29 protein-coding genes are annotated in these 16,068 nt (G+C 62.7%); 6 read left to right on the plus strand and 23 right to left on the minus strand.

Translation table 11 applies throughout. From position 1 onward, the window contains the following. Nucleotides 1-411: 411 nt before the first annotated feature. From PSEWESI4_RS07360 to PSEWESI4_RS07470, 23 genes are all read right to left on the minus strand, one after another. Nucleotides 412-789 (minus strand): phage protein Gp27 family protein, encoded by a 378-nt coding sequence (locus tag PSEWESI4_RS07360; RefSeq protein ID WP_187670544.1) that lies wholly within the window; start codon nucleotides 787-789, stop codon nucleotides 412-414. A 12-nt stretch (nucleotides 790-801) separates the two neighbouring features. Then, complete coding sequence (locus PSEWESI4_RS07365) at nucleotides 802-1,158, minus strand: Mor transcription activator family protein (protein ID WP_187670545.1); 357 nt, start codon at nucleotides 1,156-1,158, stop codon at nucleotides 802-804. Between the two features lie 19 nt (nucleotides 1,159-1,177). Next, the gene (locus PSEWESI4_RS07370; protein WP_187670546.1) at nucleotides 1,178-1,735 is read right to left on the minus strand and encodes a hypothetical protein; all 558 of its coding nucleotides are present in this window, start codon (nucleotides 1,733-1,735) and stop codon (nucleotides 1,178-1,180) included. 103 nt (nucleotides 1,736-1,838) lie between these two features. Further along, entirely contained in the window at nucleotides 1,839-2,405 is a 567-nt protein-coding gene (locus PSEWESI4_RS07375; RefSeq protein WP_187670547.1) for a gp16 family protein, read from the minus strand. A 2-nt stretch (nucleotides 2,406-2,407) separates the two neighbouring features. Next, complete coding sequence (locus PSEWESI4_RS07380; protein ID WP_187670548.1) at nucleotides 2,408-2,623, minus strand: hypothetical protein; 216 nt, start codon at nucleotides 2,621-2,623, stop codon at nucleotides 2,408-2,410. Beyond that, nucleotides 2,607-3,326 carry an HNH endonuclease signature motif containing protein gene (locus PSEWESI4_RS07385; RefSeq protein WP_187670549.1) on the minus strand — a complete coding sequence of 240 codons (720 nt, stop codon included), beginning with the start codon at nucleotides 3,324-3,326 and terminating at the stop codon, nucleotides 2,607-2,609. The genes PSEWESI4_RS07380 and PSEWESI4_RS07385 overlap by 17 nt, the downstream gene beginning before the upstream one ends. Then, nucleotides 3,326-3,574, minus strand: a complete 249-nt coding sequence (locus PSEWESI4_RS07390) for a hypothetical protein (RefSeq protein ID WP_187670550.1) — start codon at nucleotides 3,572-3,574, stop codon at nucleotides 3,326-3,328. Before PSEWESI4_RS07390 ends, PSEWESI4_RS07385 begins: the two co-directional genes overlap by 1 nt. Before the next feature lie 2 nt (nucleotides 3,575-3,576). Further along, nucleotides 3,577-3,810: a hypothetical protein gene (locus PSEWESI4_RS07395; RefSeq protein WP_187670551.1), complete on the minus strand. Its 234-nt coding sequence runs from the start codon at nucleotides 3,808-3,810 to the stop codon at nucleotides 3,577-3,579. Nucleotide 3,811: 1 nt separating this feature from the next. Then, a complete protein-coding gene (locus tag PSEWESI4_RS07400) occupies nucleotides 3,812-4,519 on the minus strand; it encodes a DUF2786 domain-containing protein (protein WP_187670552.1) in 708 nt (235 codons plus the stop codon). A 1-nt stretch (nucleotide 4,520) separates the two neighbouring features. After that, nucleotides 4,521-5,156 carry a DUF3164 family protein gene (locus tag PSEWESI4_RS07405; protein WP_187670553.1) on the minus strand — a complete coding sequence of 212 codons (636 nt, stop codon included), beginning with the start codon at nucleotides 5,154-5,156 and terminating at the stop codon, nucleotides 4,521-4,523. Then, nucleotides 5,149-5,454 carry a hypothetical protein gene (locus PSEWESI4_RS07410; protein ID WP_187670554.1) on the minus strand — a complete coding sequence of 102 codons (306 nt, stop codon included), beginning with the start codon at nucleotides 5,452-5,454 and terminating at the stop codon, nucleotides 5,149-5,151. The genes PSEWESI4_RS07405 and PSEWESI4_RS07410 overlap by 8 nt, the downstream gene beginning before the upstream one ends. Next, a complete protein-coding gene (locus PSEWESI4_RS07415) occupies nucleotides 5,454-5,897 on the minus strand; it encodes a hypothetical protein (RefSeq protein ID WP_187670555.1) in 444 nt (147 codons plus the stop codon). Before PSEWESI4_RS07415 ends, PSEWESI4_RS07410 begins: the two co-directional genes overlap by 1 nt. Further along, complete coding sequence (locus tag PSEWESI4_RS07420) at nucleotides 5,894-6,244, minus strand: hypothetical protein (RefSeq protein ID WP_187670556.1); 351 nt, start codon at nucleotides 6,242-6,244, stop codon at nucleotides 5,894-5,896. Before PSEWESI4_RS07420 ends, PSEWESI4_RS07415 begins: the two co-directional genes overlap by 4 nt. Before the next feature lie 2 nt (nucleotides 6,245-6,246). Continuing rightward, a complete protein-coding gene (locus tag PSEWESI4_RS07425) occupies nucleotides 6,247-6,582 on the minus strand; it encodes a hypothetical protein (protein ID WP_187670557.1) in 336 nt (111 codons plus the stop codon). Between the two features lies 1 nt (nucleotide 6,583). Then, on the minus strand, nucleotides 6,584-7,759 hold the full coding sequence (locus PSEWESI4_RS07430; RefSeq protein WP_187670558.1) for an AAA family ATPase: 1,176 nt from the start codon (nucleotides 7,757-7,759) through the stop codon (nucleotides 6,584-6,586). After that, nucleotides 7,759-9,531 carry an integrase catalytic domain-containing protein gene (locus PSEWESI4_RS07435; protein ID WP_187670559.1) on the minus strand — a complete coding sequence of 591 codons (1,773 nt, stop codon included), beginning with the start codon at nucleotides 9,529-9,531 and terminating at the stop codon, nucleotides 7,759-7,761. The genes PSEWESI4_RS07430 and PSEWESI4_RS07435 overlap by 1 nt, the downstream gene beginning before the upstream one ends. Before the next feature lie 3 nt (nucleotides 9,532-9,534). After that, nucleotides 9,535-10,491, minus strand: a complete 957-nt coding sequence (locus tag PSEWESI4_RS07440) for a DUF3102 domain-containing protein (RefSeq protein ID WP_187670560.1) — start codon at nucleotides 10,489-10,491, stop codon at nucleotides 9,535-9,537. Further along, nucleotides 10,491-10,766, minus strand: coding sequence for a hypothetical protein (locus tag PSEWESI4_RS07445; protein WP_187670561.1), 276 nt, complete (start codon nucleotides 10,764-10,766; stop codon nucleotides 10,491-10,493). Before PSEWESI4_RS07445 ends, PSEWESI4_RS07440 begins: the two co-directional genes overlap by 1 nt. A gap of 15 nt (nucleotides 10,767-10,781) precedes the next feature. Continuing rightward, complete coding sequence (locus PSEWESI4_RS07450) at nucleotides 10,782-11,090, minus strand: helix-turn-helix domain-containing protein (RefSeq protein WP_187670562.1); 309 nt, start codon at nucleotides 11,088-11,090, stop codon at nucleotides 10,782-10,784. Continuing rightward, nucleotides 11,087-11,320: a hypothetical protein gene (locus PSEWESI4_RS07455; protein ID WP_187670563.1), complete on the minus strand. Its 234-nt coding sequence runs from the start codon at nucleotides 11,318-11,320 to the stop codon at nucleotides 11,087-11,089. The genes PSEWESI4_RS07450 and PSEWESI4_RS07455 overlap by 4 nt, the downstream gene beginning before the upstream one ends. Beyond that, on the minus strand, nucleotides 11,313-11,798 hold the full coding sequence (locus tag PSEWESI4_RS07460) for a hypothetical protein (protein ID WP_187670564.1): 486 nt from the start codon (nucleotides 11,796-11,798) through the stop codon (nucleotides 11,313-11,315). The genes PSEWESI4_RS07455 and PSEWESI4_RS07460 overlap by 8 nt, the downstream gene beginning before the upstream one ends. A 229-nt stretch (nucleotides 11,799-12,027) precedes the next feature. Then, nucleotides 12,028-12,474 carry a hypothetical protein gene (locus PSEWESI4_RS07465; RefSeq protein WP_187670565.1) on the minus strand — a complete coding sequence of 149 codons (447 nt, stop codon included), beginning with the start codon at nucleotides 12,472-12,474 and terminating at the stop codon, nucleotides 12,028-12,030. A gap of 11 nt (nucleotides 12,475-12,485) precedes the next feature. Then, nucleotides 12,486-12,692 (minus strand): DNA-binding protein, encoded by a 207-nt coding sequence (locus PSEWESI4_RS07470; protein WP_187670566.1) that lies wholly within the window; start codon nucleotides 12,690-12,692, stop codon nucleotides 12,486-12,488. 93 nt (nucleotides 12,693-12,785) lie between these two features. On the opposite strand from PSEWESI4_RS07470, the gene PSEWESI4_RS07475 reads away from it, so the two are divergent. From PSEWESI4_RS07475 to PSEWESI4_RS07500, 6 genes are all read left to right on the plus strand, one after another. Next, nucleotides 12,786-13,304: a helix-turn-helix domain-containing protein gene (locus tag PSEWESI4_RS07475; RefSeq protein WP_187670567.1), complete on the plus strand. Its 519-nt coding sequence runs from the start codon at nucleotides 12,786-12,788 to the stop codon at nucleotides 13,302-13,304. Nucleotides 13,305-13,307: 3 nt separating this feature from the next. Next, on the plus strand, nucleotides 13,308-13,766 hold the full coding sequence (locus PSEWESI4_RS07480; protein ID WP_187670568.1) for a hypothetical protein: 459 nt from the start codon (nucleotides 13,308-13,310) through the stop codon (nucleotides 13,764-13,766). 16 nt (nucleotides 13,767-13,782) lie between these two features. Further along, the gene (locus PSEWESI4_RS07485) at nucleotides 13,783-14,382 is read left to right on the plus strand and encodes a hypothetical protein (protein WP_187670569.1); all 600 of its coding nucleotides are present in this window, start codon (nucleotides 13,783-13,785) and stop codon (nucleotides 14,380-14,382) included. Between the two features lie 23 nt (nucleotides 14,383-14,405). Beyond that, complete coding sequence (locus PSEWESI4_RS07490; RefSeq protein WP_210768835.1) at nucleotides 14,406-14,894, plus strand: hypothetical protein; 489 nt, start codon at nucleotides 14,406-14,408, stop codon at nucleotides 14,892-14,894. Then, nucleotides 14,891-15,625: a hypothetical protein gene (locus PSEWESI4_RS07495; RefSeq protein ID WP_187670570.1), complete on the plus strand. Its 735-nt coding sequence runs from the start codon at nucleotides 14,891-14,893 to the stop codon at nucleotides 15,623-15,625. The genes PSEWESI4_RS07490 and PSEWESI4_RS07495 overlap by 4 nt, the downstream gene beginning before the upstream one ends. A gap of 138 nt (nucleotides 15,626-15,763) precedes the next feature. Then, nucleotides 15,764-16,066: a putative holin gene (locus PSEWESI4_RS07500; protein WP_235978892.1), complete on the plus strand. Its 303-nt coding sequence runs from the start codon at nucleotides 15,764-15,766 to the stop codon at nucleotides 16,064-16,066. Nucleotides 16,067-16,068: the final 2 nt, after the last annotated feature.

Genomic DNA, 16,068 nt, shown 5'->3' on the forward strand with positions numbered 1-16,068 from the left:
AGCCGAACGTTACCGACGACGGCAGGAGCGAATACGCGAGATCAACCTGCGTCAGGGGCAACTGTTAATAGCATGAGGCGTGCCGGACAGCAGTGCGCGAACGCGGGACGGTGCCTGCACCGAATGCCCTTCAGGGCGGCCCGAAGGGCGAGTGGAGCGAGTGATCCAATAAACAAAGGCAAAAGCATCGCGGGCATGGCCCGCTCCTACGGGCGAACCGGCAACTCCGACCAGTCCCCTCTCCCCCCGGGAGAGGGCTAGGGTGAGGGACGGTGCCTGCACCGAACGCCCTTCAGTGATCAGGCTTGAGAAAAAGAATACCGGGGAAGCGCGATAATTATGGGATGTACTGGCCTAGGGTGGGCCGTATTGGGATAGGAAAGTGAAAAGCCGTTACCGCTATGGCAACGGCTATTCTGGCTGGCGTATCCAGTCGAGAAGCTGGTCTGAAAGCTCCAACAGGTCGCCAATGTCGTTGCCGTTGTAGTGCTTGGAGGCAATCTCCAAGCAGCGCAAACGAGTGACCTCGGCGACAGATAGTGGTTCTGCTTCAGCAGCCTCCTCGCTCTTCATCTTCAGATAGCGATGAACAGCCGATTTTGAGACCTCGTAACCCTGCTCTTGCAACCAGTCGGTGTGATCGAGGATTGTCCAGGCTGGATACTGCTGAAACTGTGCTAGCAGTTGCTCCTGAATCTCAGGGGGTAGAGCCTCTACTGCAAATTTCCGTCCCATCGCCAGCTCCTTCACTTCCAGGGTCTTTAGTAGGCCGCCCAGGCCAATAGGCAACGCCGTTTTTCGTCAGTCGGTCGGCAGGTCGCCGAGGTCGAGGGAGTGCTGGTCGCGGGCGAACTTGCGGTCCTGGATGCGCTTCAGCAGTTTGTAGATGGCGTTCTCGCACAGGTTGTATTCAGCCGCCAGGGCGCGGTGGTTGTTGCCCTTGAACTTGGAGAGGATCTCCAGATCGCGCTGGGTCAGATTCCAGCGGAAGTCCTTGGGGATGGTGACGTGCGAGCCTCCCCACACCACCGCAATGTGATCGACGACAGCCGACGCCGCCTGTTCGGCAACGTCCTTCGGTATAAGGAAGTCCCGGTGGAGCACCAGGACCATGTGGTCGAACATGGCGGTGAACAGCTCGTGGCGCTTCTCTGCCATGACTGACACCTGGATCGGCTTACCCATGGTTCCCCCTTGCCGCCTGGCGACGGCGTTCCGCTTCTTCTTCATCTATAAGGCCGAGCCGCTGGTCAGCATCGATGCGGCCGATCGCCTCCTGGATCAGTTGCTGGGCCGTGGCGGTCACTGCTGCGCGTGCCGGCTTGGCCGGAGCCACCTGGGCGACTTGGGCCGGGTCGGCGGCGATGCCGTAGACCACGGCGCGCAGGTAACCGTGACCTTCCAGCGGCAACTGCAGGCGCTCGCGGCCAGCGATCATCTGCTCGATGCCAGCGGCCCACAGCCGCGGAGTGGCCGGCTTCGAGTCGTTGGTGCGGGCGTCGCGCTGGACGGAGCCGGCGTTGACCAGGTCGAGCAACTCCTCGATAAGCCGGATGGCCTTTGTCATGCGCAGGCCGCGCTTGGCCGGGCTGAACAGACGCAGGTAGTTCAGCACCGCCCGGCCCAGCTTCGGCTCCAGGCCGGCCAGCAGCGCCGCGAGGCGCTTGCCGTCCGCATCGGCGAACCCCGACTCGAACGGGAACTGCTCGCCGCAGCAAGGGCATTGGATCTGCATCACTGCCCCCTCACGCCATCAAGTACGCCCAGCACGATGGCGCTGAGGTTCCCCGTGATCGCCAGCCAGGCCAGGATGGGAATAACAACATCCGGGCTCAACATCACAGCAGCCCCCTTGCAGATGCCGCTGCGCGCAGTGTTTCGACCAGGCTCTTGAGGATTGGACGGCGCCACTCCCAGCCCTTGGGCAGGCTTTCCAGATCCGCCCTCCAGTTTGGATCGTGCTCACCGAGCAGCTTTAGCAGCTCTTCCACATTGGCCAGCAGGCCGCGTTTCTCCTGCTCGACGTGCAGGGCCGCGAGCACAGCCTTGAGCTGATCGGGCTTCTTGAGCCAAACCACCTTGGCGATGCCGAACTGGCGTTTGGCGATCGCATCGGCATAGCTCCAGGGCAGGCCCATGTTGGTGAGCTGGGCCTCGATCACCTCGATCTCGCCCGATAGCTTGCTGAAGTTGTGCGGTTTGCCCTTGGCTCGCGCCGATGGCTTGGGCTTCCAGCCCATCCGCTCGAACTCGGTCAGCAGCTTGCTGGCCTGGCTGGTGGTGAGGTCTTTCGCCGAGCGGACGCCGGCGACGCGGCCCAGGACCGTGCGGTAGGTGTCATCGTCCATGCCCAGTTGGGACTTGGCGATGTGGATCTTGCTGAGAGTGCCTTTGTTGATCGCCATGCTCAGAGGTCCTCATGCTCGATCTGCAGGAAACCGCTGCTGGCTCGACCGCCCAACGTCTCCAGCGCCTTCACCTCGACCTTCGCCGACTCCACGATGACCTGGCTGACCTGAGCAACCACCTTGGCTCGCTCGATTTCCAGCGGTTGGTCAGGGTCCAGCAGCCCCTCGATCGTTGCGAACAGGTGGTTGCGCAGATCCTCAAGCTTGTTCTTCATGCTCCGCCTCCTTGATGGTGCGTTTGAGCTTGCCGACCGCCCGGATGGCATCTTTCAGTTCGGGCGGGTAGCGATGAATTGTGTTGCGCTGCATGCGCTCGGCGCGGGTGAGCAGTTCCAGATTGTCCAGGGCGATGTTCTGCTTGTTGCCGTCCTTGAAGCAGAGGCAATTCCCTGCTGGTACAGGGCCGTGGTGCTCTTGCCACAGCAGAATATGCACCCCCACCCAATCTCTCGGTGGGTAGCCGGTGTCCGATACCTTGCGTTGCAGATACCCGTCCCGACTCACGCGATGACTCCCAATCGGGAGCCATGTGTGCGGCTTGCTGCCCTTCTTGAACTGGGTTTCCTTGGCACGACCACCGGCCTGCAGGCCCTTCAGCCCCTTGTTCCAGGGCACCATGCCTTTCTGGAATCTGCTTGCTTTCCCTCGTTCCGCTCGCTGCTGGCCACAACGCTGGAGGGTGGCCTTCATGAACGCCTCCGACTTGCGCAGTCCAAGCGAGTTGGCCTTGGCATAAACCCGGTCGATCGGCCGTCCCAGGTCCGCAGCGAGCCGCTCTGTTTCCTCGTCGGCGTAGCGTTCGCGCAGCAGCTGCTCCTCAGCTTCGGTCCAGAACCGCTTGCTCCGGCACGCGTCGCGGTGGCGGATCTTCCTCTTCGCCCGGTCGATGGCCTCCATGGCCAGGGCGCCGAGGACCATCAGATGTTCTCCGCAGCGTTGAGCGGAGCTCCGGGCGTGATCCGCCACTTGCTGTGCATGCGCCCTACGGCGACGCATGGCAGGCGCTCTATCGTGATGTGGTACTCGGGGAATAGCTTGTCGCCGAGGCGTTCGACAGCGATCTCCGGGTTATATGTGCAACTGGCGCGCTTGCCGCGCACCGTCGCTGTCTTGTACCCGTCGCTGTCCATACGGACGGAAACGTCAATGCTAGTGTCGGTAGCCATGGTCACACCTCCTCCGGGTCAAACCAGGCGCGGCCAATGCCGGGTAGCTGTTGAAACTCCAGGCGCGACTCAAGATGCCGCCGATAATCATCGACCGGGACATCATGAATCTCTGCATAGGCGGCGGTCAGATCGTCCCAGGTCTGCGAGCCGGGGCCGATCAGGTAGGCAAGGCGCGGATCACACTGCATGCGTTCGATGACACGCGCGACAGCGATAGATGCCTTCATGCTCATGTCACACCCCCGCCGTCAGCCGGGCGACCGGCTTGTGATTGATCGCCTGGTGCAGTTGGGCGGACTTCCCGGCCAGGAAGCCGGCGGTGGCGGCGCCTTCGTCGCGGGCCTTCAGCTTGCGGCGCTTCATTTCAAACTTGCCCAGGTTGGAATGGTGCTTCGCCATATAAGCTTCGATGGCCTCGGCGATGTTGTCCTCCACGCCGGCAAACTCATCGACCTTGTGGTACACCGCGTCGATCCAGCCATTTGCGAAGTGATCGCCACGGGCCACCTTCGTCGAGCGTTTGCAGCGCTTGTTGTTCGGCGACTTCAGGAAGTCGCGGCGAGCCTTCTGCAACTGCCGCTCCAGCACCTGGTAGGCATAGCCGGTCAACTCTGGAGCGGCAGCGCAGCCAACGAAGATGAAGGCGCCAACGACATCCAGATGCTGGGTCAACTTCGAGGAAATGATGAGCCGGGTGCCAAAAGCGTGAGCGCAGACCTGGGCTAGGCGCACGCGCCAGGCTGGTGGCTTTCCGTCCGATCCAGCCTCGATGGTGACTTCGCCGGCCATGCTGGCCAGCACGTCGCCCATCTCCAAGTTGTAGATTTCCATCATCTTGTAGGCTTGGCGCAGTGCGGTCTCGGCCTCGGTCGCGGTAGCACCCTTGCCCTTGGCCATCTCCATGCACTTCTTGATCTTGTCGAGGATGCGATCCTGATCCATCTCACACCCCCGCGATATCGAGCAGGATGGTCTGGTACTTCTTACCAGCGACCCGCTGCTGAACTTGGATGTACACCGCCTTACCGTTGACGATCAGGCTGTCCTGGACGGCCTGCTTGGCCTTCTTCCAGTCGGGATCGTTGATCTCCGCGCGGAGCATGTCCATCACGCGGGAGATGCTGATCTCGCCGCTCTTGGTGGGGCGGAATGCCCTGGTGGCCAGGGTGAAGAGATGCTTGTGGGCATCCTCATGGACGGTCTGGCCCCAGCGGCTGATGCACTCGAACACCTTGGCCTTGGCGACTTCCATCTCCTCGGTGTAGCCAATGCTGTCCTGGTGGATGCGCTTGAGCTTGAAGCGGCCGTCGAACGACAGCAGCGAGACGTTGCCCTTCGGCCCGCCCAGTTTCATGTCGTACTTCTCGCCGGCAATGGTGATGAGGTCGTCGATCTCGGCCAGGGCCTTTTCCTTCAGAGCCTTCAGCTCGCCGTTCAGGCGCTGTGCCACGGTGGCGATGCCCATTACGACCTGGTCGCGCAGCTTGTCCTGCTCGCTGATCTCGCTTTCGTGCACCAGGTTGCCGGCGGCGTTACGTACCCAGCCGGCCGGGATCTGGATTTCTTGGGGCTCAGCCATGACTCGACTCCTGCTGCTGAGTGGTACGGATGTGTTTGATGAGCACGGAGACGTGCTGCATCGCCTCGGCCCAGAACATCGTCGGGGTTTCGCTGGCGCTGGCGTCGCTGAGCACGGCGATCGCGTGCTCAACGTCGTCGGCGGCGATCGGCGTCGGCTGCTGGCCGGTCAGTTCGTTGGTGATCTGGCCACTGAGCTGCTGGGCGCCGATGCTCGCGCAGCGGCCGACGTAGGGTTTTGCGTTGCGCAGCAGGGCCTCCAGGCGCAGCACGCGGGCGGACGCGGTCATGGCGGTCATCAATGCACCCTCCCGTCGGCGCCGGCCGGCTTGCAGTTCTTGACGTAGCTATCGGTGAACTGCGCAACCTTGCGCATGACCAGGTCGTGATCACCGGCCAACTGGGCTTCGCACATGACCGCCATCTCACTGCAGAGCTGGTTGCTGGCCGCCATCAGGTTGTCGAATTGCAGCCAGAGGGCGTTGTAGCGGTTGCACTCGGTGACCAGGTTCTGCTCGGCCTCCTTTACCTGGGCGCGCAGGGCGTCGAGGAAGCCCTCGAAACCGTTGAGGAACAGCAGCGTGCCGTCGTCGTCGACCTGGAAGGTGGTGCTATGGAGTGGGATGCGCACGCCCTGGATGCTGGCGAACAGCTCGATGGCGTCTGGTTCAAGGTCGAGGTCGCGAGCCACTGTGCCGAGGCGCACGGCCAGGCACTTCGCGCTGATCGGAAAACCGCTCATTGATCCTGCTCCTTCACCGGAGTCATCCAGGCCACCCGGACACCATCCAGGGTCACCATGTTCTTGGTGTGCTTGCCGACCGTGGTCCAGCTGGCGCCGCGCCACTTGCCCCGGAACAGGCTGGCCAGCAGGTCGGAGCTCTCGGGGGCGATGAACACGGTGGAGTCGAGCACTACCACGTGCTCGATGCGGATGCCCGCGGCCCGGAGGGTGCGGGTCATGGCGTTGACGGCCTGCAGGCGGGAGCCCAGTTCGGGGGTGAGCACAGTGCACATGGGCAGTGCGTGCTGGCGGGCCAGGTCGGCGGCGACCTGGGCGCTGAGCGGAATGACGTTGGCGGTGGTCATGGTCATTCCTCCTCGTCGCTGGCCGGCTTGGGCAGCTTGGTCAGGGCATCGTTGAGCGCGCTAAGGTCAGCGATCGCATCGGTGTACTCGCGATCGCCCTTGTGCAGGTTGGCTACGTAGCGGTTGGCCAGGTGGGCCACAGGGCGGATCAGCTCCTGCAGTTGATCCAGGTCTACCGAGCGCTGGTGCTCGGCTTTCTTGAGCACATCCAGGGCCTGGAAGCCGAGGCTGATGGCCGGTGTCATGGTCGAGCTGCCCTTAACCGGCGGATCGAACGAGAGGTTGACGTCGACGTTGCCGCCCGCTTTGTCCTTGAAGGTCAGGATTGCCTTCTGCATCTCACACCCCCTTCACAACATCAGCCGTAACCACGGACTCGCCGATCTCGGCGGCGAGGTTGAGGGCGGCTTTGAACAGGTTGGCGATCGCCAGCGGGTAGAGCTGGCTGGTGCCGTCCTTGCCGGAGCTGCCTAGGCGCTCGACGATCGCCTGCACACCGCCCTGGTCGATCAGCTCGCCGAGCTGCTTGCCGGCGTAGCCGCAGCGGAACGCCAGGTGCTGCTCCAGGTCGCCCACCGGAATGGGCTGCAACTGGGCGATCTCGATGCGCTGCGCCACCTCGCGTACATCGCCGTTGCGCGGCGAGAGCTTGATCAGCAGCTCGGGCTGGCCGATCAGGATGATGCTGATGAGCTTGTCGAAGCCCAGCTCCAACTGGTCGCGCATGCGCTTGAGGTGCTTGAGCGTGGGGATGGGCAGCGAGTGCGCCTCCTCGATGATCAGCACATGGCGGAAACCGGCGGCGTGGCTGGCTTTGAGGGTGTTGTGCATCTGCGCGAAGCGCGCCTCGGGGCTGGACTTGGCCTTCTCCAGTGGCGCCACGGCGGCCATCACCGACTCGGCGATGTGCGTGGCCTTGAGGCTCTTGCCCTTGCTGTCGTTGTCTTCCATGCCGAGCACGTAGGGTTCGATGGCGATCACCGGCTCATTGCGCAGGCGGTGCGCCAGGTCGCGGCGCAGGGTGCTCTTGCCGGCGCCGGATTCGCCCACCACGGCGAGGAAGCCATCGTGCCGGGCCGTCTGGTACATCGACTCGCGGATGTAGCGGATATCGGGGCTGAGGTACATCTCGTCGGCGGCTTTCAGCTCGTCGAACGGGTCACGCACCAGGCCGAAGGCCCGCTTGGTGTCTGGTCGCAGGACTTGTTTTGCCATTAGCATGTCGTCGCACTCCTGGTCGTTTACTTGGTTGTTTTCGGGCGGGGTTGCAGGAGCCGCCGCGCGCCAACGCGGCGGCTCCACTTCTTCTTCCAAGGCGGCGATATCGTTGTCTTGCGCACCGGCCTCATAGAGCCAATCGGCCATACGGCCCCATAGCTCCTGCTTGTCGATGGATTTGGGCCACAGGTTGTGGTTGATCAGTTGGGCAATGGTGGCCGGGCTGAGCTTCACAGCCCTGGCCAGGTCGGCCTGGCCTTTGCCCAAGTCAGCGAGTACTTCCTTCAGGCGCCGCATCAGTCGTTGCCTCCTACTACGCGCAGGCCGGGCCGGACCGGTGCCTGCATCTGCTGGACGATGGGGTCGAGTTGCTCTTCCGGCACGCCGTTCGGGTAGTTCGTTTTCAGCCAGGCCAGCCTCTCCGCCGACCAGTTGCCCAAACGGACGCGCAAGGCCTTGGCGGCCTCGACATGACTGAGGGGCGGAATCTCGACGGCTGGAGCCACTAGGTCGTGCTGGGTGCCGCGGCGCGGCATGAAGGTGGGCAACTCGGCATCGTCGATGTGCTTGTACGGCTGCAGGCGGCCACCGAAAGGCACCTTCTTATCCTTGCGGGCCTGCTCGGCCTCGGCGTCGGTCTCGACACCCATGGCCAATCGGGCGGCCTCCTTGCGGGCAACCTGGGCCGGCGTGTCGGCGCGATGCCTAAACTCCTCGCCGATTACCGGCGCCCCGACTTCGAAGCCGTGCTCGTCGCGCTCGATCGCCGGCACCACGTAAAACACCTCGCGCCCCTCGGCGTTGGTGGTCACTACCTGGGCGGCATCGTCACGCCAGGGGTTGCGGGTGACCATGACCTTCTCGTTGACCATCGCTCCGGGTACCGACGAGACGTCGTATTCGCGCCCCTGGAAAGACACGCGCAGCTTGCTGCTGACCTTGCGGCTCTCCGGCGCGGCGACCGCCAGTTCACGACAGACCTCGACGCTCGGCGCCTTAATCAGTTGGTCCTGGCGAATGGTCATCCAGAGCGCAGTACGGGTTTGCTTGTGCCTGGAGTGCACCGCGGTGGCGTTGAAGTGGCTACGCCACTTTTTGGCCAGTGCGTTCAGTTCGGCCAGGTCCGCGACCGGCTGGAACTTCAGGCCCGACTCGAACTTGCGCTCGATCAGGTTTCGAGCCTGCTCGACCTGGCCGGTGACGCGGGCAGCTCCCGGAGCGTGAACGATCACCTCGATCCGCAGCGAGCGGCAGAGGTTGCGAGCCATCGCCGAGGTGTTGGCCGAGCCAGGGTCCATCATCAGGATCTTCGGTACGCCATGCAGGATGTCGGCCCCACCGCGCTCCTGCATGGCATTGATCAACACGCTGCAGAGGTTCTCGCCGCTCTCGGCACCCATCACGTACTCGGCGTAGACCCAGTCGCTAGTGTGATCGGTGATCTCGTAGGACCAGACCCGGTCCATGGCAATGCGCAGCAGGTTCTTCGGCTTGTTCTTGTAGAACTCGGCCACCTCCATGACCCGCAGACCGTTGGCGCGCGGGTCAGAGCTTGGCTTCAGGTAGTAGAGGACGCACAACGAGGCGTCGATCTGCCAGACGTGGTTGGGGTGCAGGCTGGCCAGTTCGGTCACCGGCGCCGGCGTCAGCAGTTGGTCAGGGTGCAGCTTGTAGGCGTGCAGCGCCCTACCGATGGCGCTGATCGACATGGGACGGATCTCGCCGGTGCGCTTGTGTACGGCTTCGGCACGGATCATGCCGCTGGCGCGCAGAGCCTCGACGGCATCGCCCAAGCTGTACAGGCGCTTCTCGTTGCGCCGGGCCGTCTCCATGAGAGAGGCGCTGATGATCAGCGCCTCCTCACGGCTGAGGCTGCTCGATCCGGCGTCGGAGCGGCGTTTGCGGGCAGTGGTGGTCACGGTGACCTCCTCCAGTCTGCGATAGATGCTTGCCAAGCTCATGCCGAGCTCCTGCGCCGCGGCTTCGCACAGGGCGACCCGCTGGCCCCGCGCTGCGGTCTGCAGCGCACGGTCCAGGGTGACCAGGCGTTGGGTGATCACGGCGCTCATGGGTCAGGCCTCGACGCCGCCGGTGAGCAGCGTGTCCGGGTCGGCATGGAGCCAATCCGGCTCGGCCTCCGGGTCGAGATCGGCAGGCAGGTGGAACTCGCTGCGGATGGCCTGCAACTGGGTTTCGAGCTGGCGAAGCACCAGGGCCTTGAAGCCGCGGTGATCGCCGCCGTGCTCATCCGCATGCGCGGCCAGCTTGGCGAAGCCCTCGCGCAAGCTGCCGGTGATATCGGTCTCGGCCACATACGCCAGTGCAGCCACCTCCTCTCGGAGCTGACGGGCACGCTGGTCGGCAGTCATGGCCTGGACCTGGCGACGAGCCTTGTCCAGGTCCGTGGAGAGCTCGTCGATCCGGGCGTTTTTCTCCGCGAGGATGCGGCCTTGGGCCTGTTTGTCGCTGCGCATTTCACGCAATGCGGCGCGCAATTGACTGACCGGCATGCGCTCGATGTCGTCCAACTCCAGGCCCGCGACGCTGCCGCCATCGGTGAGTGCCTGCAACTCGTCGTCGTCCAGCACCATCAACTCGAACAGCTTGCTCTTCGACTTGGCAGCCTCGATCAGTGCTTTCGGGGCCTCGATACCGCCGAACTTGAGGGCAGCCTGGGCCATGCGGCGTGCCAGGCTCTGTTCAATACCGAGCTGTTCGAGGATGCCGAGCCACTCACCATGCGGCTCGTTCTCCTTCATGACGATCAGGCAACGGCCGACCGCCAGGGCTTCTTCGGCACTGCGGGCCATGTGGAATCGGGCCTTGTCCAAATAGCGCAGGCGGTCGTAGGGCAACCCGTCACCGAACTCGCGCATAACCTGCAGGGCATGCTCGGCAGCCAGGTGCTGTGCGGCGGTGAGGCCAGAGCCAATCGGGGTGTCGCCTAACAGTTCGGCTGCCTTGCCGGGCTTCCGGCCCGCCAAACGCTCCAGGTGTTCTTCGACGTGCTTGTCAGATCCGCGAGCCATCAAGCGATCCTCCGATCTTCGACCAGGGTCTGAAAGCGGGCGATCACCACGTTGCGATCACCGTTCGCCTCGACCAGAGCGTTGCGGAACTCGTTGTAGCCGCGAGTGCAGCCGGCGAAATAGGCATCGTCCTCGATGGTGCCGGCGGCATAGGGGCTGATGGCCGGGGTGTCGTCGATGCGCTTGCGCAGCACGGCGGCCATGCCCTGCAGGAACGCCGCGCTGCGCGGCGCTTCATGTTCGAGCAGCTTGGCTGCCAGTTTCGCGTAGTCCATGTGGTGCTCCTGTGGTCAGTGGTGCGAGTTGGCGCTGATGCGCGCCTGGATTTCGTTGATACGGGCGCTGGCACGGTTGAGCTCGTCCATCGTGGCCATCGCGTACTGGAGGAAGCCGATGCTCGGGGCGAAGCGGCCGGTCTCGAGCTTGGTGGCGAAACCGGCCTCGATCAGGGTGTTGAGGCAGCGGTTGATGTTCGCCGGGCTCTCGTCCAAGGCCTTGGCCAGCTCGACGTTGGCCAGTCCGTTGAGGGTGTGGCCGCGCAGGGCCTTGAGGACGCGCAGTGTGCGCAGGGCGCTGTCGCTGGTGCGTGGGGTGCTCATGCCTGCGCCTCCTCGTTCTGTTGGAGATAGCTGTACTGGCGCAGGCCTTCCTGGCAGCCCGCCAGCCAGGCATCGGCCTGGGCGCTGGGCATGCGGTACGGGCAGTCCTGCTGGGGGATGCCGTCCAGCTTGCGGCGCAGGATGTACAGGCAGCCGGCCTGGTACTCGTCGCTACGCGGATCGCGCGGGCCGTCGAACAGTGTCTTGAACAGTGCTTGGGCCTTACTCATGGCCATGGCCTCCTAGCTCCAGTTGGGGTGTGGCGTGCTGTTGCACGTTGCCGCGGTGCCAGGCGAGCCCTTCCAGCCCGGCCTGGATGGCGCCGAGGGTCTGCACCGCATCGGCGGTGCCGTTGTAGAAGGCGAGCAAGGCGCCGGTGGCGGTATGCAGGACGGCCTGCAGCTCCTGCATGTCCTCGGCCTTGCAGAGGCGGCCGGTGGGCAGGTCGATCAGCAACTTGCCGCCGGTGGAGGCCAGCCAGCGGCTGACCAGGTTGATGCCGCACACGTTCTCGAACGCCGGCACCATCACCAGCGGCATGCGGCCCTCGGAGACCCACTTGTAGAGCGACCAGTGATTGGCCAGCCCCATGCGCTCGGCCACGCGCTCGACGCTCAGGTTGTGGCGCTCCAAGGCGAAGTCCAGGGACCACTCCAGGGCCTGGCGCACCGAGCTGGGCTGGGCCTGCTTCCAGTTCCGGCGCTTCATTGGAAGTCCCCGAAGCGAGTGCCAAAGAGGTGCTCCAAACAAAAACCGTGTTTGCGCATTGGCAACGTCGTTGCCAAAGTGCCAGCTTGTTGGGGTACATTCACCGAAACAGGAGGCACGGAGATGGCGAGGATTCCAGTTGAGGAGTTGGCAGCACTGATCCGCGATAGGCAACTACGGCAAGAGGCCATGGACGCATATCTGGTGCAGCAGGAGATTCTGGTAATGCTCACGACCGCTCTCCATCAGGCAGGGCTGATTGATGGAAACGGGGCTGCTGCGGAAGTGAGGCGAGGGATTGATGAGCTTCGCCGCCATGATCTGGTTTCTGACTACGGGAGCACGCTGGCTGAGCTATTCCAAGGGCGGATGCTGGACGCAATTCAGGAAGCCCAAGACCCCGAATGATCTGAGCCGAGGTCTCGGCAGAAATGCGGGACACGGCCTCACGCTTGGTCAGCAGGCACTTGCCGTTGGCGCGGGTGGCTTCGTGCAGCAGGGCCTGGACGGCGCCACGGCTGGCCGGCAACTGGCTGCTGGCGTCGACCAGGTGCCAGGCAATGGCGGTTTCATCGCCGGGGGCACAGGCGATCAGCGCGTTCAGCGCGGCACGCCAGGCGTCCATGGGGTGCGGAATGAGCTCGATCTCTTCGATCGGCAGTTGCGAGTGGGTCATGGCAGTGCCCCTCACGCGGCAACAGCAGGTTTGAGGCCGAGCTTCACGGCAATTTCGTGAGCTTTGCCGTAGTTGGCTTTGAGTTGGCCATTGAGGACACGGTACACATCGTTTCGGGAGTAGCCGTTCTCCTTGGCCCAGGTGGTGAAGGTTTTGCCGGCAGCGCGAAAGCGTTCTTTCACCTGCTCAGCGGTTAGGGCTTTGGTTGCAGTGGCCATGGCAGTGGCTCCTGTGATGCAAAGATGTTTCGGGTTTGTGTGGCTGATCATGGTCCCAATAATGGGACCTGTCAATGCGTGAGAGGGACAATTTTGTCTATTGGTGCGCGAATCAAAGAAGAGCGCGAAAGGCTTGGCTACAGCCAAACTCAGTTCGCGGCTCTTGTTGAGGTGAGCAAGAAGACTCAGATCCGCTGGGAGCAAGAGGGTGGCGCTTACCCAGATGCGGCACAGCTGGCTGCATGGGGTGAGCTTGGGCTGGACCTGCTCTATGTCCTGACTGGTGATCGTTTGAGCTCAAATCGTGCGATGTCGCACGATTTGCCCGCTGATGAACAGCTACTCCTCGATGAATACAGGGGGCGGGACCAGGCAGGTAAGAAGGAGTTGCTTGCCAACGCTCTGACCGGGAGTGCAGGCAAGAAGCCTATGAAGGGAGATTCCGGGGTGGCTGTCGAAGGAGACCGGAACCGCACTGCTGGCGGGGACTATCACGAGGCCAACGCACCAGGCCGTGCTGCACAAAAAACCTCGAAGCCGGTTGGCGGAGTAACAGTGAAGGGCTCTGGAAATCGAACCGCAGGCAGGGACTATCACGAAACCAAGGAGTAATACGTGAGCATCCAGGATGTGAGCATTCAGGTCGAGGGGAGCAACAACCGAGTCGCCGGGCGTGACTACATCGAGATCAAGTCGCCGAAGCTCTGTACGTGCTGTGCGATGCGGTTTGTGGAGGGTCGCGAGGTGATTTGCGTTGTCTGCAAGCGAGAGCAAGCCAGGCTTCGGGAAGAACGCCTTCGGGCTCAGGCCCTTGAGAACTTCAAGGACAAGATCAGCTTCTTCGCTTGCGTGACCATCTTGATCTGGGCCTGTCTGGTAGTGCTCGGAAGCGAGCCTGGAGACCCCGTGGATGGTAGGCGGATATTCCTTCTATTTGTCGGCTCAGTGGGGGTCGTGTTGTTGGCCGCAGCCTTTTTCACGTGGTTTCGCCATTGGTGGTTGTGGCATGGAGATGCGCTTAAATCTGCGCTTTCCAGGCGCCTGATCGCAGGTCTGAAGCGGTTGTTCACGTAGTAGCGGATGGATCTAGATGAGCGACATTGAAGTTGACGGCAATAGAAACCGAGTGGCAGGCAGGGACTACATCGAGCTGACCTTGCCCTGCGCCAAGGAAGAAGAGCGGTTGTCGCAGGTCCAGCGCCAGATGCTACGCAGCCTGGTTGAGGAGGTCGCGTCGGAGTGCGAGGTGGAAGCGCGGACGCTCTGGCGCGAGGTCGTCCACGCCAGGGTCGGTGTGGAGCATGTCGGCGACATCCCCCGTAGCAAGTTCCTAGAGGCCCAGGATGCCGTGGTGTGCTGGCGCGACAATCATCGTGCGCAGGCGAACATCAGGCTGATGGTGTCGCGGATTACCAACATCACGAAGAACAAGGGCATCTACAGCGAGCGCGATGCGTGGTGCCTGCGGCAGTTTGGGGAGAAACACCTGAACGCCATGGGCAAGGATCAGTTGCGCCTGGTGCTGGCCTTCGTTGAAGACTTCTCCGTTGAGCCGGCTGCCAAGGTTGTGGCGCCACCTGTAGAGCAACCGCTGACTTACACCCAACGCATGAAGAAGCTGGTCACCAATTACCCGTCGCACATGCTGGCCGTGCTGCTGCTTGGCTTCGTGATCGGCAAGATCTTCTAACCCACACCTGCGAGGACATGATGATGACAAGGATGCTGAGAGCTGGCGCACTGGCTGGCTTGGTTCTGCTGGCGGGTTGCGCTACCGCCACGATCGGCAAGCCGTTCCCGGCCAACAACGTCGCGCTGCTGCGCACCGGGATCTCCACCACCGCCGAGGCGCGCAGCCTCCTCGGTGAACCCCACCAGGTGCAGACGAACCAGTTCGGCGAGACCTGGTACATCTGGCAGTACATCCGTTCCGATGCCACTGCCGGGTTGGTGTCCACGAACGTCCAGACCAGCCATCAGCAGGCGATCCTGGCCTTCGGTCCGGATGGCCGCTTGCTCCGGGCGCAGCAACTGATCAACGTGCCCGCGCCGATCGCCCAGGCGCCGGCACAAGCGGTGCCCGCGACTTCTGCACAACCAGGAGCGGTCAAAAGCCAGGAGCAGCAGTTGCAGGAGCTGCAGAGCACGCCGATGAGCTATGAGGAGTATCAGCGGCGGTATCGGGAGATCATGGGGCAATGAACGGACTCTGGCATTACAGCCAGCCGATAGTTGATCCAGAATTATCAGATCGCACGGTGCTTTGGCGGTATCTCGATACGGCGAAGTTCTTTCACTTGCTGCATACCGAGGCCCTTTTCCTCTGCAGAGGAGATCGCTTCGATGACAAGTTCGAAGGGTCGTTCACTCCCTCGTGGCGTGCTGCAATCAAGGATGCTTATGAAAAGCATCACTTGCCTGGCGGATACGATGAGTTTCGGCGACGGCTGAGATCGACAGTCTTCATTAACTGCTGGCACCGCAACCCTCATGACAGCATGGCCATGTGGAGCCTCTATGGCCGATCAGAAACTGCCGTTGCTATCACAACGACTGTGGGGCAGCTCCGTCAGGCCCTGCAGTATGTGGGGCAGGGGCAGATATTCATCGACAAGGTCACGTATACCAACCACTGGAAAGACCCTCAGATATCCATCACTCCGTACTGCAAGGTGTTTGCGCATAAGGTGCAGGGGTATGCCTTCGAGAGAGAGGTCCGCGTCATACTCGATCTGTATTCGGATGAGCAAACCTATCTCGATCAACCTCCAGGGATATCGGTCCGGGCGCCTCTTTTAACCTTGCTCCGCAGTGTAGTTCTCTCGCCTAGTGCGCCGAAATGGTTCGATGAGATGATTCGTTCGGAGATGGATAGGCGTGGGTTCGGCAAAGTGCCTGTCCGAAACTCCAAGCTCTCATCCACCCCGCTTTAAAGGCGCCTCCGGGCGCCTTTCTTGTTTTTGCCCCGTCAAAATTACTCTCCGCGCGCGCGTGGCGATGATGGCCCTGCCTGCAGCTGATGCAGGTCGGACATCAGCCGGCCAGGGATGGCCACCCACGCGGAGAGCATCATGTCTCAAGCCTGCAAGCCCCGCCGTCGCCTGCGCCCGCCGCGCATGACGGCCATGACCCTCATCACCCTGCTGCTGTTGCTGGCCCTGGCGGCGATCCGTCCGGAGCAACTGCAGGTCGTGCTCTACAAGGCGGGCTTGGTCACCCTCGGCGCCGTGCTTGCCTACTGGATCGACCGCAGCTTGTTCCTGGTCGAAGCCCGGCCGCATGAGTGCATCGGCGGCATCCATATCGTCGGCGCCTGGCTGCGTCGGGCGCTGATCGCCCTGGCGTGCATCCTCGGCCTGACGCTGGGGTTGTAGTC

The organism is Zestomonas carbonaria (assembly GCF_904061905.1).
GTDB lineage: Bacteria > Pseudomonadota > Gammaproteobacteria > Pseudomonadales > Pseudomonadaceae > Aquipseudomonas > Aquipseudomonas carbonaria.

What these genes read in the sequence shown, in the direction of transcription:
- PSEWESI4_RS07370 (WP_187670546.1), bottom strand. Translation starts at nt 1,735, where the DNA reads ATGCAGATCCAATGCCCTTGCTGCGGCGAGCAGTTCCCGTTCGAGTCG.
- PSEWESI4_RS07435 (WP_187670559.1), bottom strand. Translation starts at nt 9,531, where the DNA reads ATGAGCGCCGTGATCACCCAACGCCTGGTCACCCTGGACCGTGCGCTG.
- PSEWESI4_RS07410 (WP_187670554.1), bottom strand. Translation starts at nt 5,454, where the DNA reads ATGACCGCCATGACCGCGTCCGCCCGCGTGCTGCGCCTGGAGGCCCTG.
- PSEWESI4_RS07380 (WP_187670548.1), bottom strand. Translation starts at nt 2,623, where the DNA reads ATGAAGAACAAGCTTGAGGATCTGCGCAACCACCTGTTCGCAACGATC.
- PSEWESI4_RS07375 (WP_187670547.1), bottom strand. Translation starts at nt 2,405, where the DNA reads ATGGCGATCAACAAAGGCACTCTCAGCAAGATCCACATCGCCAAGTCC.
- PSEWESI4_RS07495 (WP_187670570.1), top strand. Translation starts at nt 14,891, where the DNA reads ATGAACGGACTCTGGCATTACAGCCAGCCGATAGTTGATCCAGAATTA.
- PSEWESI4_RS07470 (WP_187670566.1), bottom strand. Translation starts at nt 12,692, where the DNA reads ATGGCCACTGCAACCAAAGCCCTAACCGCTGAGCAGGTGAAAGAACGC.
- PSEWESI4_RS07405 (WP_187670553.1), bottom strand. Translation starts at nt 5,156, where the DNA reads ATGGCTGAGCCCCAAGAAATCCAGATCCCGGCCGGCTGGGTACGTAAC.
- PSEWESI4_RS07395 (WP_187670551.1), bottom strand. Translation starts at nt 3,810, where the DNA reads ATGAGCATGAAGGCATCTATCGCTGTCGCGCGTGTCATCGAACGCATG.
- PSEWESI4_RS07415 (WP_187670555.1), bottom strand. Translation starts at nt 5,897, where the DNA reads ATGAGCGGTTTTCCGATCAGCGCGAAGTGCCTGGCCGTGCGCCTCGGC.
- PSEWESI4_RS07365 (WP_187670545.1), bottom strand. Translation starts at nt 1,158, where the DNA reads ATGGCAGAGAAGCGCCACGAGCTGTTCACCGCCATGTTCGACCACATG.
- PSEWESI4_RS07425 (WP_187670557.1), bottom strand. Translation starts at nt 6,582, where the DNA reads ATGCAGAAGGCAATCCTGACCTTCAAGGACAAAGCGGGCGGCAACGTC.
- PSEWESI4_RS07400 (WP_187670552.1), bottom strand. Translation starts at nt 4,519, where the DNA reads ATGGATCAGGATCGCATCCTCGACAAGATCAAGAAGTGCATGGAGATG.
- PSEWESI4_RS07450 (WP_187670562.1), bottom strand. Translation starts at nt 11,090, where the DNA reads ATGAGCACCCCACGCACCAGCGACAGCGCCCTGCGCACACTGCGCGTC.
- PSEWESI4_RS07460 (WP_187670564.1), bottom strand. Translation starts at nt 11,798, where the DNA reads ATGAAGCGCCGGAACTGGAAGCAGGCCCAGCCCAGCTCGGTGCGCCAG.
- PSEWESI4_RS07385 (WP_187670549.1), bottom strand. Translation starts at nt 3,326, where the DNA reads ATGGTCCTCGGCGCCCTGGCCATGGAGGCCATCGACCGGGCGAAGAGG.
- PSEWESI4_RS07390 (WP_187670550.1), bottom strand. Translation starts at nt 3,574, where the DNA reads ATGGCTACCGACACTAGCATTGACGTTTCCGTCCGTATGGACAGCGAC.
- PSEWESI4_RS07465 (WP_187670565.1), bottom strand. Translation starts at nt 12,474, where the DNA reads ATGACCCACTCGCAACTGCCGATCGAAGAGATCGAGCTCATTCCGCAC.
- PSEWESI4_RS07445 (WP_187670561.1), bottom strand. Translation starts at nt 10,766, where the DNA reads ATGGACTACGCGAAACTGGCAGCCAAGCTGCTCGAACATGAAGCGCCG.
- PSEWESI4_RS07430 (WP_187670558.1), bottom strand. Translation starts at nt 7,759, where the DNA reads ATGCGGCGCCTGAAGGAAGTACTCGCTGACTTGGGCAAAGGCCAGGCC.
- PSEWESI4_RS07440 (WP_187670560.1), bottom strand. Translation starts at nt 10,491, where the DNA reads ATGGCTCGCGGATCTGACAAGCACGTCGAAGAACACCTGGAGCGTTTG.
- PSEWESI4_RS07485 (WP_187670569.1), top strand. Translation starts at nt 13,783, where the DNA reads ATGAGCGACATTGAAGTTGACGGCAATAGAAACCGAGTGGCAGGCAGG.
- PSEWESI4_RS07490 (WP_210768835.1), top strand. Translation starts at nt 14,406, where the DNA reads ATGACAAGGATGCTGAGAGCTGGCGCACTGGCTGGCTTGGTTCTGCTG.
- PSEWESI4_RS07420 (WP_187670556.1), bottom strand. Translation starts at nt 6,244, where the DNA reads ATGACCACCGCCAACGTCATTCCGCTCAGCGCCCAGGTCGCCGCCGAC.
- PSEWESI4_RS07500 (WP_235978892.1), top strand. Translation starts at nt 15,764, where the DNA reads ATGTCTCAAGCCTGCAAGCCCCGCCGTCGCCTGCGCCCGCCGCGCATG.
- PSEWESI4_RS07455 (WP_187670563.1), bottom strand. Translation starts at nt 11,320, where the DNA reads ATGAGTAAGGCCCAAGCACTGTTCAAGACACTGTTCGACGGCCCGCGC.